This window comes from Phytohabitans sp. LZ39, assembly GCF_059359075.1.
Window position 1 is genome coordinate 13,254 of the sequence record NZ_JCADBM010000045.1, and the last position, 15,552, is coordinate 28,805.

The window sequence follows — 15,552 nt, forward strand, 5'->3', positions numbered from 1 at the left end:
GCGCAGCGAACTCTCGAACTGAAGATGGGGCTGTGAAGTGAATCTTCATAATCCAGAGTGGTACCTGGTACTTGCCTCGGTGCTCTTCACCATCGGCGCGGTCGGGGTGCTGATCCGGCGCAACGCGATCGTGGTGTTCATGTGCATCGAGCTGATGCTCAACGCGGCCAACCTCGCGCTGGTCACCTTCAGCCGGCTCAACGGCAACCTCGACGGCCAGATCATGGCGTTCTTCGTCATGGTGGTGGCCGCGGCCGAGGTCGTGGTCGGGCTCGCGATCATCATGTCGATCTTCCGGACCCGGCGGTCGGCCAGCGTCGACGACGCCAACCTGTTGAAGTACTGAGGCGGATATGCACGAGACCGTGGAATACGCGGCCGCGGATGGTTTCCTGTCCACCGTCTGGCTGCTGGTGGCCATCCCGCTCGCCAGCGCGGCGATCCTGCTGGTGCTCGGCAAGCGGGCCGACAAGTGGGGGCACGTGCTGGGCGTCGGCAGCATCGCCGTCACCTTCGTGCTGGGCCTGATCTACTTCTTCCAGCTGCGCGGGCTCGACAACAAGTCGGCCGAGGTGAAGCTCTTCGACTTCATCTCGGTGGGCTCGTTCCACGTCGACTTCGGGCTGCTGTTCGACCCGCTGTCCGCGGTGTTCGTGCTGCTGATCACCGGCGTCGGCTCCCTCATCCACCTGTACGCGGTGGGTTACATGGAGCACGACCCGGGGCGGCGCAAGTTCTTCGGATACTTCAACCTCTTCGCCGCCGCGATGCTGCTGCTGGTGCTCGGCAACAACTTCGTGATGCTCTACTTCGGCTGGGAGGGCGTGGGTCTCGCGTCGTACCTGCTGATCGCGTTCTGGTACGACCGGCCGTCGGCGGCCACCGCGGGCAAGAAGGCGTTCCTGATGAACCGGGTCGGCGACGCCGGCTTCGCGGTCGCCATCTTCCTGATGTTCCAGCAGCTCGGCACCGTCAACTACGACGGGGTGTTCAACGGCGTCGGCGAGCTCTCCTCCGGCGTGGTGCTGATGATGGGGCTGCTGCTCCTGCTCGGCGCGACCGGTAAGTCCGGCCAGTTCCCGCTCCAGGCCTGGTTGCCGGACGCGATGGAAGGCCCGACCCCGGTCTCCGCGCTCATCCACGCGGCCACGATGGTCACCGCCGGCGTGTACCTGATCGCCCGGTCCAACCCGGTCTTCTCGGCGAACGAGACGCTCCAGACGGTCGTGGTCAGCGTCGGCGCGCTCACGCTGCTGATCGGCTGCATCATCGGCTGCGCGAAGGACGACATCAAGCGGGTGCTGGCCTGGTCGACGGTCTCCCAGATCGGGTACATGTTCCTCGGCGTCGGGCTCGGCGGCGGCGCGTACGCGCTGGCGATCATCCACCTGCTGGCGCACGGCTTCTTCAAGGCCGGCCTTTTCCTCGGCGCCGGCTCGGTCATGCACGGGATGCACGACCAGACCGACATCCGGCGCTTCGGCGACCTGTGGCGGTACATGCGGATCACCTGGGTCACGTTCGGCCTGGCGTGGCTGGCGATCATCGGCATGTTCCCGTTCTCCGGCTTCTTCACCAAGGAGCCGATCATCGTGGCTGCCTTCGAGCGCGAGGGCTGGACCGCCTGGCTCTTCGGCATGGCGGCCCTGCTCGGCGCCGCGCTCACCGCGTTCTACATGACCCGGCTGTTCGTGCTGACGTTCCACGGGCCCAAGCGGTGGACCGAGGACATCAAGCACCCGCACGAGTCGCCGCCGGTCATGTGGGTGCCGCTGGTGCTGCTGGCGGTCGGCTCGGTCGCCGCCGGCTGGCTGATGTCGACAAGCGTCGTGGACTGGTTGACGCCGGTGCTCGGCGAGCACGAGGAGCACAAGGCGGTGCTGTCTCACGGGCTGATCACCACACTGTCCCTTGTGGTCACGGTGCTCGGCGCCGGCCTGGCCTACGCGCTGTTCCGTAACGGCACGGCCGAGCAGGAGCAGCCCGCTGGCCCAATCGTGATGGCGGCGCGGCGCAACCTCTACGCGGACGCGTTCAACGAGGCGGTCTTCGAAAAGCCCGGCATCTTCCTCACCCGGGCGCTTGTCTTCCTCGACAACCGCGGCGTCGACGGCCTCGTCAACGGGCTCGCCGCCGCGGTCGGGGGCGGGTCGGGCCGGCTGCGCCGGCTACAGACCGGGTTCGTGCGGTCGTACGCGATGTCCATGCTCACGGGTGCGCTGCTGGTCGTAGCCGCGTTTCTCGCTCTCCAGCTGGGATGGTTGGCGTGAGTGACTTTCCGTTCCTGTCCATCCTGACCGGAGCGCCGCTGGTCGGTGCGCTGGTGGTGGCGTTCCTGCCGCGCGCCAAGCCGGAGCTCGCCAAGCGGGTCGCCCTGATCTGGTCGGTCGCCGTCGCGGTCCTCGCGGTCGTGATGTGGATCGCGTACGACGCGGGGGGCGAGCGCTTCCAGTTCCGCGAGTCGTACACGTGGATCCCGGCCTGGGACGCGCGGTTCACGTTCGCCGTCGACGGCATCGCGCTGGTGATGCTGCTGCTGATCGCGATCCTGGTACCCCTGGTGATCCTGGCGTCGTGGCACGACGCGGACGCCTCCAAGCGCAGCGTGCCGGTCTACTTCGCCCTGCTGCTCGCGTTGGAGAGCACGATGCTCGGCGTCTTCTCGGCCGCCGACGTGTTCCTGTTCTACGTGTTCTTCGAGATCATGCTGGTGCCGATGTACTTCCTCATCGGCTCGTACGGCGGCCACCAGCGCCAGTACGCGGCGGTGAAGTTCTTCCTCTACTCGCTGGTCGGCGGCCTGTTCATGCTGGCCGCGGTGATCGGGCTGTGGGTGCTGGGCGGCAAGACGTTCGACTGGCAGCAGCTGCTGTCGGCCGACTTCTCCACCGGCACCGAGCGGTGGCTGTTCCTCGGCTTCTTCGTCGCGTTCGCGATCAAGGCGCCGTTCTTCCCGTTCCACACCTGGCTGCCGGACGCCGGTGGCGCCGCGCCGGCCGGCTCGGCCGCGCTGCTGGTCGGTGTGCTCGACAAGGTCGGCACCTTCGGGATCCTGCGGTACTGCCTGCCGCTGTTCCCCGAGGCGTCCCGCTGGTTCGCGCCGTACGCGCTGGCGATCGCGCTGATCGGCATCATCTACGCGGCCCTGCTGGCGGTCGGGCAGAACGACCTCAAGCGGCTGGTCTCGTACACCTCGATCGCGCACTTCGGGTTCATCGGCATCGGCATCTTCGCGTTCACCACGCAGGCCGGCACCGGCGCGGTGCTCTACATGGTCAACCACGGCCTCGCCACCGGCCTGCTCTTCCTGGTCGTGGGCATGTTCGTGGCCCGCCGCGGCTCCGCGCTGGTCAGCGACTTCGGTGGGGCCGGCAAGCTCGTGCCGCTGCTGGCCGGCGTGCTGTTCTTCGCCGGTCTGGCGTCGCTCGCGCTGCCCGGCACGGCGCCGTTCATCTCCGAGTTCCTGGTGCTGGTGGGCACGTTCACGGTCAACAAGACGGTCGCGGTGATCGCGACCGCGGGCATCATCCTGGCCGCCGCGTACGTGCTGTGGATGGTGCAGCGCACTACGCAGGGCACGCTCAACCCGGCACTGAGCACTGTGGACGGGATGCGGCGCGACATGACCATCCGGGAGAAGGTCGTGGTGGCCCCGCTGATCCTGCTCCTGCTGCTGCTCGGCTTCTACCCGAAGCCGGTCACCGACGTCATCAACCCCGCCGTACAGGCGACCATGCAGGACGTGGACAAGTCTGATCCCGCGCCCGCCGTTCAGGAGGCATCGCGTTGATGCAAGATCTCCAACTTCCGCCGATCGACTACGGCGCCGTCGCGCCGATGCTGATCCTGTTCGGCGTCGCCTGCGTGGGCGTGTTCTTCGAAGCGGTGCTGCCCCGCACGGCCCGCCGTACCACCCAGCTGGTGCTGGCGCTGGCCGGTCTCGTGGCCGCGTTCGTCGTCATCGTGTTCGAGGCGGACACGAGGATCCTCACCGCGGGCGGCGCGGTGGCCATCGACGGCCCGACGCTCTTCCTGCAAGGCGCGATCATCCTGCTCGGCCTGATGGCGTTGCTGCTGGTCGGCGACCGGTCGCTGGAGCAGGGCGGCGCGTTCGTGGCCCAGGCGGCGATCACGGTCGGCTCGGATGCCGACCGCCGCCAGGCCGCGCGTTCGCAGGGCGCCACGGAGATCTACCCGCTGGCGGTGTTCGCCATCGCCGGCATGCTGCTGTTCGTCGCGGCCAACGACCTGCTGACCATGTTCGTGGCGCTCGAGGTCTTCTCGCTGCCGCTGTACCTGCTGTGTGCGCTCGCCCGCCGGCGGCGGCTGCTCAGCCAGGAGGCGGCGCTGAAGTACTTCCTGCTCGGCGCGTACGCCTCGGCGTTCTTCCTGTTCGGCGTCGCGCTGGTGTACGGCTACGCCGGCAGCGTGCAGTTCGGCTCGATCCACGACGCGGTGCGCGAGTCGACGCAGAGCACCGTGCTGCTGTACGGCGGCATCGCGTTGCTCTCGATCGGCCTGCTGTTCAAGGCGGCCGCGGCGCCGTTCCACGTGTGGACGCCGGACGTGTACCAGGGCGCGCCGACGCCGATCACCGGCCTGATGGCGGCCTGCACCAAGGTCGCCGCGTTCGGTGCCCTGCTGCGCGTGCTGTACGTCGCGTTCGACGGCGCCGCGTGGGACTACACGCCGGTGCTCGGCGCGATCGCGGTGCTCACGATGCTCGTCGGCGCGGTGCTGGCGGTGACGCAGACCGACATCAAGCGGCTGCTCGCCTACTCGTCGATCGCCAACGCCGGCTACCTGCTGGTGGGCGTGCTGGCGCTGTCCAAGGACGGCCTGTCCAGCACGATGTTCTACCTCGTGGCGTACGGCTTCACCGTGATCGCCGCGTTCGCCATCGTGACGCTCGTGCGCGACGCCGACGGCGAGGCCACCCACCTGTCCCGCTGGGCCGGGCTGGGCCGCCGCTCGCCGCTGTTCGCCGGCATCTTCACGTTCATCCTGCTGGCGTTCGCGGGCATCCCGCTGACCAGCGGCTTCATCGCGAAGTTCGCGGTCTTCGGCGCGGCCCTCGACTCCGGCGACGCGTGGCTGGTGATCTTCGGTGTGGTCACGAGCATGCTGCTCGCGTTCCCGTACCTGCGCGTGGTGGTCATGATGTGGCTCTCCGAGCCCGGCGAGAGCACGCCCGCCGTGTCGGTACCCGGCGGCCTGACCGCGGCCGCGCTCATGATCGGTGTGGTCGCCACGCTCGTGCTGGGTGTCGCACCGGCCCCACTGCTCGACCTGACCGCGAACGCGGCCGAGTTCGTCCGCTAGCGCGGCCACAAGGTGTCCGGGCCGGCGAAGCCGGCCAACGTTTGTGGCCGCACTAGAGACCTTTCGGGGTCGGGCTGGCGTGAGCCCGGTCAACCCCGCCCCCTTCCCCTCCGTCGGTTGGGCGTAGGGGTGCGGTGACCAGCGGCGGACGGGTGCGGCCGCGGGAGCAGCGGTCTGGACCACGACGGACGTCGCGGTAGCTCAAGTCTCTGTCCTAAATGGGGGGCGAAGCCACCCTCCGACTCCGAAAGGTCTCTAGCGCGTCGGGTTTGACCGCCGGTCGCCGCCGGCCCGGTGGCGGCAGACCATCGTCACGCCGTTTCGCCGGACGCCGTTCGGGGCGGACGACCGCACCGCTTCGAGGAGCCGGCGGCTGAGGCTCAGCACCGCCGCCCGGCTCGGGTGCTGGGAGATGACCTCGTCGTCGTCGAGCCAGTCGTCCCGGATCCAGAAGTAGCCGTCGAGAGTCCCGTGGCTGGTGCCGCAGGTCGGGCAGATGCCACCGCCGTCCACACGGGTGTGCTCCGGGCACGGCACCAGCACCGCGCGGTCCGCGGAGAGCTGGACCAACTCGTCGGCGGGCTCGCCGGTGGCCGCGTCGATCACCGGGCTGGTCCGGTGGCCGCGGGCGTGCCGCTCCCGCAGGGTCGCGAGCAGCCTGTGCGAGACGAGCAGCCGCCCGTACGGAAGGCCCACCGCGTCCCAGCCGCCGGGTGCGGGGCGCTCCAGGTCGGCGAGGGCGCGGTCGAGCAGCTTTCGGTCGATCACCAGGGGCTCGTCCTGCGCGACGTCCAGTGGGCCCTGGGCTCCGCAGGTCGGGCAGGGCGGCGCGGGCGTGAACGCGGTCTGCTCGTTGACGAGGAAGCGGAACGAGAGGTCGGGCTCCGCGCCGAGCAGCCCGATGAAGTCCGCGGAGGCGTAGTCCTCCTCCTCGACGTGGTCTCGCCAGGCGAAGTGGTACTCGACGCCGTCGGAATCGTGGGCCGCCACGAGGCGGGCGCGCAGGGACTCCACGCGGTCACGCGCGGCCTCGTCGAAGGTGGCGCGCCACGACGTGGGCATCCAGTCGGGGCCGGGGAGCGTCGTCAGGGCCGGCGTCTGCTCGCTGTTCCACTCGTCGACGAGGCGGCGGGTCGCGCGCTGGGCGCGGGCGTCGGGCTGCTCGTGCTCGAACAGGGCGACCGTCCAGGTGCGTCGCATGTCAGATCCGGGGAAGGGAGTGGGCGATGCCGCGAGAGTACGCCGGTGGCGGGATCGTCGGGCGGGTGATCCTGTTCAGCCCCACGTAGTAGGCGGTCATGTCGGCCGCGAAGATCCGCCGGTCGGCCATGTTCGCCCGCAGATGCTGGATGAACTCGGTGTTCGTGCGGTTCGACACGATCCGGTAGCCCATCCCGGCGGCCGAGGCGGCCAGCACGGGGTGCAGGGTCGGGTGGAGGGTGCTGATGTGGACGGTGTCCCGGACGGACATGAGCGGCTGCACCTCCGGCCCGCCGACGTACTTCGGCCAGACGTGGTGGGCGTGCAAGGGCGCCCTGGCCGGAAGCCTGGCCGTGGTGTCCAGCGTGCCCGGCATGCCGCCCGACGCGGTGACCACGCCGTACGAGAGTGAGGCGTTCCAGGTCAGCGGTGTCCGGCGCGACCTGCGGCGGCGCCTTCGCCGCTCCCGGAGCATCCGCCGGAGCCGCCGCAGCAGTTCCCGCACCTTCTCCAGCAGCCAGGCGACGAAGCGGATGATCAGCTTCACCAACTGGATGATCAGCCAGATACAGCCGGGGCCGGCCCGGCCAGGGCGGACGCGGTCGTCGGTGCCTGCTCGGGCGTCTCGGGGCGGCTGGTCCGCATGGCCATCGAGACCACCGCGGCGTTGCGGACCGCGTCCTGGAGCGCCGGGGCCAACGCGGCGACGGAGCCGCCGAGCGTGGTGACCGGGCTGCCGTGCCGGCGCTCCGCGTCGCCTCGTTTCGGCGCCCGAGGGGAGGCGACGCGTGGCGGTGCCGGACGGAGCTGCGACGCGGGTGCGGGTGGCGGCATGATCGACACCTCCGGCCGGCGCCGTCGCCGCCGCTCTCCGGCGAGCCTTCGAGACCGATCCCGACCGGCTCCCGACGGCTCCCGGTCGGAGGAAGCGGCGTCTGAAGAAGTTTCCGGGCTGCGTGAACCCTGAGGCTAGGCGCACAGGCAGATCGACCTTGCCGATGAAATCCCTAGCCCGCGGCCCCGGCGAGGCGGGTGTGTGAGGTAGGTCCTGTAGCACTCCCTGCCCCACCGGTCGTCCGGGCGGTGTGGCATCGTTGGTGCGTGGGCGGGGCGCAGGTTACGGGCGGATTAACGTCGATCGGGCTCGATTTTGTCGATCCCGCTCTCGAGGCTTCGGTGCGGCAGACGCTGGCCGTGGTCGAAGAAGAACTGAGGGTTGGCGTCAAGAGTGCCGACCCTTTCGTGACCGAGGCGGCGCGCCACCTCGTTGATGCCGGTGGCAAGCGGTTTCGCCCGCTGCTGGTGGCGCTGGGCGCCCACTTCGGCGACCCACGCGCCCCACTTGTCGTGCCGGCCGCCGTGGTGATGGAGCTCACTCACCTGGCGACGCTCTACCACGACGACGTGATGGACGAGGCGCTCGTGCGGCGTGGCGCACCCAGCGCCAACTCCCGCTGGACCAACTCGGTGGCCATCCTGGTCGGCGACTACCTCTTCGCCCGCGCCGCGGACATCGCCGCGGAGCTGGGTCCGGAGGCGGTGCGGCTACAGGCCCGCACGTTCGCCCGCCTGGTGCACGGCCAGATCGCCGAGACGGTCGGCCCGCGCGCCGAAGATCCGGTCGCGCATTACCTCGACGTCATCTCGGAAAAGACCGGCTCGCTGATCGCGACGTCGGCCCGCTTCGGTGGCATGTTCGGCGGCGCGGCGCCCGAGCACATCGAGGCCCTGGCGGGTTACGGCGAGACGATCGGTGTCGCCTTCCAGCTCTCCGACGACCTGCTCGACATCGCGTCCGACTCCGCCCAGTCCGGCAAGACGCCCGGCACCGATCTGCGCGAGGGCGTGCCCACGCTCCCGGTGCTCTACGCCTTGGCCTCCGACGACGCCGACGCCGCGTCGACCCGCCTGCGCGAGATCCTCGCGGCCGGCCCGGTCACCGACGACGCGCTGCACGCGGAGGCGCTGGGGCTGCTGCGCGAGTCACCGGCGCTCAAGCGGGCCCGCGAGACCGTGCGCATGTACGCGGAGGACGCGCGCACCCGGCTGTCCCCGCTGCCGGACAGCGCGCCGAAGCTGGCGCTCGAGTCCCTCTGCGACTTCATCGCCGACCGCACCAACTGACACCCGCCATGGCGGCGTGAAAGACAGTGGCGTACATCACTATGTTCTGACCGCGCAACGACGCATCTCGTTGCGTGCTCGACGGCTTGGCCGCTCGTGGCGCGAAAAATGACATGCGCCCGAACGAGCAGATGTCGAACGTGGACGCGAAGAAAATTCCATCTCCAGAACATGAAGATCGAATGTGGACATAAGCCGCTGAAAAACGGGGTAAACCAACGCAACGTGGCGCCCCGCCCACCGACGGTCGCCGTACATCCGGTGCCTTCGATCCGAACGGGCATTTCGCTCTCGGGCGGTTTTTCATATGGTGTAAGTCCCCGGCCGGCGGAGGTGGTTGTGCGCGACCCCTTGGCGGAACCTTCGGATCTGATCCGTAGCGTCTCGCGTGCGCTGCGTGTCCTGGAGGCGGTCGGCAGGGCACCGCGGGGCCTGACGGTCAAGCAGATCGCTCGTCGCTGCGAGCTGACGGTCGCCACCACGTACCACCTGGTGCGCACCCTTGCCTACGAGGGCTACGTGATCCGGCGCGAAGACGGCACCTACATCGTCGGACTCGAAGTGGCCGACCGCTACCGGGAGCTGGTCGCCGCGTTCCGCGGGCCGGCGACCGTGGGCGAGTCGCTGCGCCGGGCCGCGATGGAGACCGGCTACAGCCACTACGTGGGCCGTTTCGTGGGTGGCCGGGTGGCCATCACCGCCTCGGCGGAGGGCCCCCGCTCGCCGTATCTGGAGGATCTGGTCCCCGGCTTCGACGACGGCGCCCATGCCACGGCATTGGGAAAGGCCCTCTTGTCCACGCTGACGCCCGATCAGCGCTTCCGGTACCTCAAGGAGTGGGGCATGCGGTCTTTCACCGCTCAGACGCTCACCACGCCGGAGGCGTTCGAGGCCGACCTGGCCGCCGGCGACCGGCGCGGCATGCAGCTGGAGATGGGGCAGTACCGGCAGGGCGTCGGCTGCGCGGCCGTGCTCGTCAGCTCCGACAAGGACATGGAGCGCCGGGTGGTGCTGGCGTGCGCGATGCCCGCGGCCGAGCTGATGACCACGGCCCGCGTCGTGCGCAACCGCCTGGCCTCCGTCGCCAAGGAGCTGTCCGAGGCGATGGCCGCCGACGCCTAGATCTGTTGAGAAGCAGATCCGGGCTACCGCGATGTGCGTCGTGGTCCATGCCGTTGCTCCCGCGGCCTCACCCGTCCGCTGCTGGTCCCGGCCAGCTCGTCAACCCCGGCGGAGGGCGACGAAGTAGCCGCCGCGCGCCCGGGGCAACCGCGCCCCCACCGGGGGCGCACTGCCTCGCCCAGCTCGCCGACCGCGCGCCCCGATCCCCGCCGAGAAGGCTGTGTTGCCAGCAAAATCCCTGCATTTGTTGCCTCGCGCGCGTTCTGAGGCAACAAAAGCAAGGATTTTGTCGGGATCTTGGCCGGCAGGGGACGGACGTGACCTATGCCGGCGTGAACGCTTGGTGGCCGCCCGCACGGAGGTGACGCGGCGTAAGACTTCCGGATCAAGGAGACGCAAGGGCCGAAAAATGGCGCCCCTCACGTTCGCGGTTTGCCGGCTTGTGGCCCGGCGAAGCAAGGCTTCGTAAGCCTGGTATCCACGGCGCTTCGGTGATCGTTAGCCCGAAACCCGCGTTCGTGTCGGCGTGTCACACGGGTTTTGGGCTAACGATCACGGCGCCTTCCAGATCCTGGCCCGATGGTCCCGTCACGTGGGAGATGCGGGCTACGGCCTCTACCTGCTCGACATCTCACTAGCCACCGCGATATCCGTCGTGGTCCGGACCGCCGCAGCCGCGGCCCTCACCCATCCGCCGCTGGGCCGTAGTCGCCCCTGTCCACAATGTCTGGTCTCGGATCGGCGATCTCGCAACAACAAGGGGTTTCGTCGCTTCAAGTAACCGCCGTCGCCGTGCACGCGTCACAAGATTCGAGATCTTGGAGAATTAGGGCGCCATATCAACCCTAACTGTCCTAGATCTCAAAGCCCCCGATCCCGGCCGGTGACGCCATGTAACCGATAGCCCGATGGGCCGGAGCGGACCTTGCGAGCGGGGCGCAATACGGTCTATCGCTGACACGGACCTGGAAAGATCTGCCTGCAAGTAGTCGGCTGAAACGGTCATGACCCCCTTCTGCGGCCGGCCCGCCCCTTGCCGCAGCAGCGGGCGAAGCCCGAGCCGTGCCGTATGCCGTCGTCCACCCGCCCGGGGAGCAGACCAGCGCCGGGGCCGCCACGACCCCCGAACGGTGACGATCAGACAAAAGGCGGCCCCGGCCTCGGCGCTGGTCTGCTCGGCTTTGCCTGGACGACGGCATACGGCACGGCTCCCACCGCAACCACCCACCAAGAAGGGTGAACAAGCCGGGGACGGCCCGGCCGGAGCCCGAGACCCCGCCGGAGGCGCACTAACCGCACCACAAGCGAAGCCGAAACCGCAGAGCAAGGAACAATCCGAAAGGCGAGGCGCCCTGAGTCGCCAAGATCTCGAATCTCGCACCACTCGCGCCGTCGCTGCGGTTACGAGGGGCGACGAGGGCGGCTGAGCAAGCGACATTGTGGACAGACACCGCCGCCCCCCGCGGTCGGAGTCCGCAAAGGGGTAAGCGCGACCAACAGCGGACGGGTGAGGCCGCGGGAGCAACGGCATGGACCACGACGCGACATCGCGGTAGCCCAATCGGAATTTGGTCAAGATTGAAGGGGCGCCCCCGCCGACACACGGAGGCGCCCCGACAAAACGAGGCCCTAGCTGCCGACGGCCTTGCCGTCGTGCCGCCAGGTGACGACCACGCCCGGCTTGGCGTAGTCGCCGTCAGGCCACGTGGAGGCCGGCTTCTCGATCGAGGCGCCGGTGAGCTCGCCGGGGTGCTGCACCGCGACGAAGACCGACTTGTGGTCTGTCGTGATGACCGGGCCGCAGGTCTCGGCGCCGATCGGCACCGTGAGGAACTGCTTGAGGTGGCCGCGCTCCGGGCCCTCGACCGGGGTGGCGAAGAGGCCGTCGTTGGTGCCCAGGGCGTTGCCGTCCGTGGAGATCCACAGGTTGCCTGCGCCGTCGAAGGCCACGTTGTCCGGGCAGGAGATCGGCGAGACCTTGGTCTTGTCGTACCCGGCGAAGTAGGTGGCCGGGTCGGCGGGGTCGCCGCAGACGATCGGCACCGACCAGGTGAACGTCTCGCTCGTGTGCTCGCCGCCGTCCTCGGTCAGCTCGAGGATGTGCCCGTGCCGGTTGGCCGTGCGCGGGTTGGCCTCGTCCGCCTTGGGGTTGGTGCCGGTGCCGCGGTTGCTGTTGTTGGTCAGCGCCACGTAGATCTTGCCGTTGACCGGGTTGGGCTCGACGTCCTCGGGGCGGTCCATCTTGGTGGCGCCGACCGCGTCGCCGGCGAGCCGGGTGAACGTGAGCACCTCGGCGGCCGTCATGCCGGACACGTACGACTTGTCGCCGCGCACCAGCGGGATCCACTTGCCGGTGCCGTTGAACGCGCCGTCAGAGGGCAGCTTGCCCGAGCCGTCGATCTCGCTGGCGCTGGTGTAGTCGAGCTTCGCCACGTACAGCGTGCCGGACTCCAGCAGCGTCAGGTTGTGCTTGCGCGCCTGCCAGGAGTTGCCCTTGGCCATCTTCTTGTCGGTCACGAACTTGTACAGGTAGTCGAACCGCTCGTCGTCGCCCATGTACGCCGCGACGTAGCCGCTCTTGGCCACGATCACGTTGGCGCCCTCGTGCTTGAACCGGCCCATCGCGGTGTGCTTGCGCGGCCGCGCGTCCGGGTCGAACGGGTCGAGCTCCACGATCCAGCCGAACCGGTTGGCCTCGTGGGGGTGCTTGGCGAGGTCGAAGCGCTCGTCGGCGCGGTCCCACTTGCGGCTGTCGCTGGGGTAGCGGGCGGTGGTGCTGATGCCGTAGCGGGCCAGCTTGGGCTTGTCGGCCTCGGGCACGGCGTCGCCGCCGACGAAGTACTGGTTGAAGTTTTCCTCCCCGCTCAGAATCGTGCCCCACGGGGTGACGCCGCCGGCACAGTTGTTCAGCGTGCCGATGACGGTCTTGCCGCGCGGGTCGGCAGCGGTCTTCAGGTACGCCGAGCCGGCCGCCGGACCGGTGAGATCGAACCGGGTCGCCAGCGCGGTGATCCGCCGGTTGTACTTGCGGGCCCCGCGGGTGACGAGCTTCCACTCGCCGGTGCGGCCGACCCGCTCGAGCTCCACGACCGACAGGCCGTGCGCGGCGATGGCTACCCTGATCTGCTCCACCGAGAGCGCGTCGAGCGTGGTGAAGCCGGCGAACATCAGGTTTTCGTTGGTGTACTCGTGGTTGGCCACCAGCAGGGCACGCTCGCCGTGCTTGTCGAGCGGGAGCACCGCGAGGAAGTCGTTGTTGTAGCCGAACTGCTTCGACTGGCTGTACGCCGACTGGCGGTCCAGCCGGAACGCCGGCGCGTCCGGCTCCACCGGGTCGCCCCAGCGGATGACCACCGAGTGGTCGTACCCGTTGGGCACGACGAAGTTGTCGAGCTTGTTCGGCGGGATGGTGCTGAACGTGAGCGCGGCGGCCGGAGCTTCACCCCCACCACCGTGGTACGCGGTGAGCGCGTCCTCGCCGCCGCCGGCCGGCGCGGCCAGCGCCGGTGCCGCGGAGGCCGCGCCGGCACCCGCGAAGCCGAGCACGAGAGCGCCGACGGCGCCCGCCCGCACGACGCCCCGGCGGGACACCTCGGTCTGGACGACGTCGCCGAAGTACGGGTTGTCCGACTCGTTCGGCACCGGGTGGTCACACGCGTTTCCGCAGCGGTACATGCAGGTCATCGCGCTGCGTCCGGAGTGGTTCTGGCCAAGAATCGGAAGCAATCGCGGTTGCTCGCTCATGTAGAAGAGCCTCCTCGCTGGTTGGTGCGTGCTCGGGAGGGCCGCGCCGACCTCTGGCCGCGGTCGAGAACACGCGTGCCGGACGCTAAGAGCAGGTCATGAGCGCTGCTCAGCCCCGACATTAACGGAAGGTGAACACCGCCACGAGCGGCCAGAAGTGAACCGTCCGGCCGATCCCTGCGTAAGACAGATCGAGAGGAGGCCGGGGTGGCTTGACCGACCAGGATGCCCAGTTGATGCGTGCCTTGCAGGACGAGCATGGCGACGCACTTTTCGCTCACGCGCTCCGGCTGGCCGGGGGCGACCGGCAACGAGCCGAGGACTTGGTGCAGGAGACGCTGCTGCGCGCGTGGCGGCATCCCGAAGCACTGGATCCGCAACGCGGCTCGGTGCGGGCATGGTTGTTCACCACCGCGCGCAACCTGGCAATCGACGCGTGGCGGCGGCGCTCCGCCCGGGTCGGGGAGATCGTCACGGACGAGCTGCCCGAGCCGCCGCCCGCGGTAGACGAGGCAGACCGGGCGGTCGAGGCGTGGACCGTGGCCGAGGCTCTCGGGCGGCTCTCCGCGTCGCACCGCGAGGTGCTCGTGGAGTGCTTTTACGAGGGGCGCTCGGTCGCCGAAGCGTCGACCCGGCTCGGCGTACCGCCGGGCACGGTGAAATCCCGTACGCACTACGCGCTGCGTTCGCTGCGCCTGGTACTCGAGGAGATGGGGGTGACGAGATGAGGTGCGACTACGCGTACGACAGCGGTGCCTACGTGCTCGGTGCCTTGTCTCCGAGCGAGCGCGCCGGCTACGAACGCCACCTGGCCGACTGTCCGATCTGCCGCGAGGCGGTCGGTGAGGTCGCTGTGCTGCCGGGTCTCCTGGGGAGGCTCGACCCGGCCGGCCTGGAGCAGATCGCCTCGGCACCCTCCTCCGAGTCGCGCATGCCCGAGCTGCTCGACGCCGTCGCGCACGCGCGCCGCAAGGAGCGAGCCACCCGGCGCTGGCGTACCGCCGGCTCGGTGCTCACCGCCGCCTGCCTCGCCCTGTTCGCCGGCTTCGGAGCGGGCATCCTGCGCGACGGCAGCTCGGCCGGCACCCAGGCGCCGCCCGTGGCGGAGGGCACCGCGTCGCCCGGGCCGGTCAAGCCGCGAATGTTCGCGATGAAGTCCGTCGTCGGCGACATCCCGGTCACCGCCGAGATCGGCCTCACCGCCACGAAGTTCGGCACCGAGATCACGATGCACTGCGCCTACCCGATGCACAGCGGCGAGAGCAAGACCTACACCTACCGGCTGTACGCGTGGGACTCCGAGGGCGAAAAGGAAGCGATCGGCTCGTGGGCGGTCTCTCCCGGCGCCGACGTCGGCTTTACCGGGATGACGAGCTTTTCGCCGGGCGAGCTCACCCGGATCACACTCACCAAAAAGGACGGCACTCCACTTCTGGAGTACAAGGTCCCATAACCCATTTCGAAGATCTGAGCTACCGCGATGTCCGCGGTGGTCCGGACCGCTGCTCCCGCGGCCTCACCCTCCGCGCTTCACAACCAACCCAGACCGGCTGAGGCGCGTGGCTGCCGCTCGCATGGAAATAACGCAGCGCTACGGCCTGCGGCAGCATCTTCGATTTCGAAGTTCGAGCCGGTTGTTCCTTGCTCTGCGGTTTCGGCTTCGCTTGTGGTTGCGGTTAGTGCGGCGCCTCCTGCGGGGTCTCGGGCTCCGGCCGGGCCGTCCCCGGCTTGTTCACCCTTCTTGGTGGGTGGTCGCGGTGTTCGCCGTGCCGTATGCCGGCGCTGGTCTGCTCACGGCCACCTCTACGGTTACTCAGCGCCACGAAAGGCCCTTGCTGCCGACCTGGCCAGCGACAATGTGGACAAAACGTCGGGCACTTCAACCATCCTGATGGTCGGAGTGCTAATGGGGTAACCGCGACCAACAGCGGATGGGTGAGGCCGCGGGAGCAACGGAGAGCGACCACGACGGACAGAGATGATGTTTGTGAGCACCTCCCGTCGGGGGTCTGACCCTACGACGGACTGACTTCGGGTCTT

Annotated in this window: 12 protein-coding genes; 8 read left to right on the forward strand and 4 right to left on the reverse strand. The window is 69.1% G+C overall.

Annotated features, from left to right (window positions below; all coding sequences use genetic code 11):
• The first annotated feature begins 37 nt into the window (after positions 1–37).
• The 4 genes from nuoK to nuoN are packed head-to-tail and all read left to right on the forward strand — an operon-like array spanning position 38 to position 5,322.
• On the forward strand, positions 38–346 hold the full coding sequence (gene nuoK, locus AC5L36_RS44565; RefSeq protein ID WP_441225097.1) for an NADH-quinone oxidoreductase subunit NuoK: 309 nt from the start codon (positions 38–40) through the stop codon (positions 344–346).
• Between the two features lie 7 nt (positions 347–353).
• A complete protein-coding gene (gene nuoL / locus AC5L36_RS44570) occupies positions 354–2,270 on the forward strand; it encodes an NADH-quinone oxidoreductase subunit L (protein ID WP_441225099.1) in 1,917 nt (638 codons plus the stop codon).
• Entirely contained in the window at positions 2,267–3,790 is a 1,524-nt protein-coding gene (locus AC5L36_RS44575; protein ID WP_441225100.1) for an NADH-quinone oxidoreductase subunit M, read from the forward strand. Before nuoL ends, AC5L36_RS44575 begins: the two co-directional genes overlap by 4 nt.
• Positions 3,790–5,322 (forward strand): NADH-quinone oxidoreductase subunit NuoN, encoded by a 1,533-nt coding sequence (gene nuoN / locus AC5L36_RS44580; RefSeq protein ID WP_441225102.1) that lies wholly within the window; start codon positions 3,790–3,792, stop codon positions 5,320–5,322. The genes AC5L36_RS44575 and nuoN overlap by 1 nt, the downstream gene beginning before the upstream one ends.
• A 255-nt stretch (positions 5,323–5,577) precedes the next feature.
• On the opposite strand, the gene AC5L36_RS44585 is transcribed toward nuoN, so the two are convergent.
• From AC5L36_RS44585 to AC5L36_RS44595, 3 genes are read right to left on the reverse strand one after another with little or no spacing between them, the layout of a single operon-like run.
• On the reverse strand, positions 5,578–6,522 hold the full coding sequence (locus AC5L36_RS44585) for a hypothetical protein (RefSeq protein ID WP_441225104.1): 945 nt from the start codon (positions 6,520–6,522) through the stop codon (positions 5,578–5,580).
• Position 6,523: 1 nt separating this feature from the next.
• Positions 6,524–7,069: a hypothetical protein gene (locus tag AC5L36_RS44590; protein WP_441225106.1), complete on the reverse strand. Its 546-nt coding sequence runs from the start codon at positions 7,067–7,069 to the stop codon at positions 6,524–6,526.
• A gap of 11 nt (positions 7,070–7,080) precedes the next feature.
• Positions 7,081–7,356, reverse strand: coding sequence for a hypothetical protein (locus AC5L36_RS44595; protein ID WP_441225107.1), 276 nt, complete (start codon positions 7,354–7,356; stop codon positions 7,081–7,083).
• A 267-nt stretch (positions 7,357–7,623) separates the two neighbouring features.
• On the opposite strand from AC5L36_RS44595, the gene AC5L36_RS44600 reads away from it, so the two are divergent.
• Together AC5L36_RS44600 and AC5L36_RS44605 are read left to right on the forward strand one after the other, a co-directional pair.
• Entirely contained in the window at positions 7,624–8,646 is a 1,023-nt protein-coding gene (locus AC5L36_RS44600) for a polyprenyl synthetase family protein (RefSeq protein WP_441225108.1), read from the forward strand.
• 339 nt (positions 8,647–8,985) lie between these two features.
• The gene (locus AC5L36_RS44605) at positions 8,986–9,768 is read left to right on the forward strand and encodes an IclR family transcriptional regulator (protein WP_441225110.1); all 783 of its coding nucleotides are present in this window, start codon (positions 8,986–8,988) and stop codon (positions 9,766–9,768) included.
• 1,629 nt (positions 9,769–11,397) lie between these two features.
• Here the strand turns inward: AC5L36_RS44605 and AC5L36_RS44610 are convergent.
• Positions 11,398–13,512 (reverse strand): PhoX family protein, encoded by a 2,115-nt coding sequence (locus AC5L36_RS44610; protein WP_441225112.1) that lies wholly within the window; start codon positions 13,510–13,512, stop codon positions 11,398–11,400.
• A 233-nt stretch (positions 13,513–13,745) separates the two neighbouring features.
• Between AC5L36_RS44610 and AC5L36_RS44615 the strand changes: the two genes are divergently transcribed.
• Together AC5L36_RS44615 and AC5L36_RS44620 are read left to right on the forward strand one after the other, a co-directional pair.
• On the forward strand, positions 13,746–14,240 hold the full coding sequence (locus AC5L36_RS44615; RefSeq protein ID WP_441225116.1) for a sigma-70 family RNA polymerase sigma factor: 495 nt from the start codon (positions 13,746–13,748) through the stop codon (positions 14,238–14,240).
• Positions 14,237–14,965, forward strand: a complete 729-nt coding sequence (locus AC5L36_RS44620; protein WP_441225114.1) for an anti-sigma factor family protein — start codon at positions 14,237–14,239, stop codon at positions 14,963–14,965. Before AC5L36_RS44615 ends, AC5L36_RS44620 begins: the two co-directional genes overlap by 4 nt.
• Positions 14,966–15,552 lie beyond the last annotated feature (587 nt).

Bases quoted from the DNA above. Each gene is read 5' to 3' on its own strand.
- nuoL (WP_441225099.1), top strand. From the start codon at position 354: ATGCACGAGACCGTGGAATACGCGGCCGCGGATGGTTTCCTGTCCACC.
- nuoN (WP_441225102.1), top strand. From the start codon at position 3,790: ATGCAAGATCTCCAACTTCCGCCGATCGACTACGGCGCCGTCGCGCCG.
- AC5L36_RS44585 (WP_441225104.1), bottom strand. From the start codon at position 6,522: ATGCGACGCACCTGGACGGTCGCCCTGTTCGAGCACGAGCAGCCCGAC.
- AC5L36_RS44595 (WP_441225107.1), bottom strand. From the start codon at position 7,356: ATGCCGCCACCCGCACCCGCGTCGCAGCTCCGTCCGGCACCGCCACGC.
- AC5L36_RS44610 (WP_441225112.1), bottom strand. From the start codon at position 13,512: ATGAGCGAGCAACCGCGATTGCTTCCGATTCTTGGCCAGAACCACTCC.
- AC5L36_RS44620 (WP_441225114.1), top strand. From the start codon at position 14,237: ATGAGGTGCGACTACGCGTACGACAGCGGTGCCTACGTGCTCGGTGCC.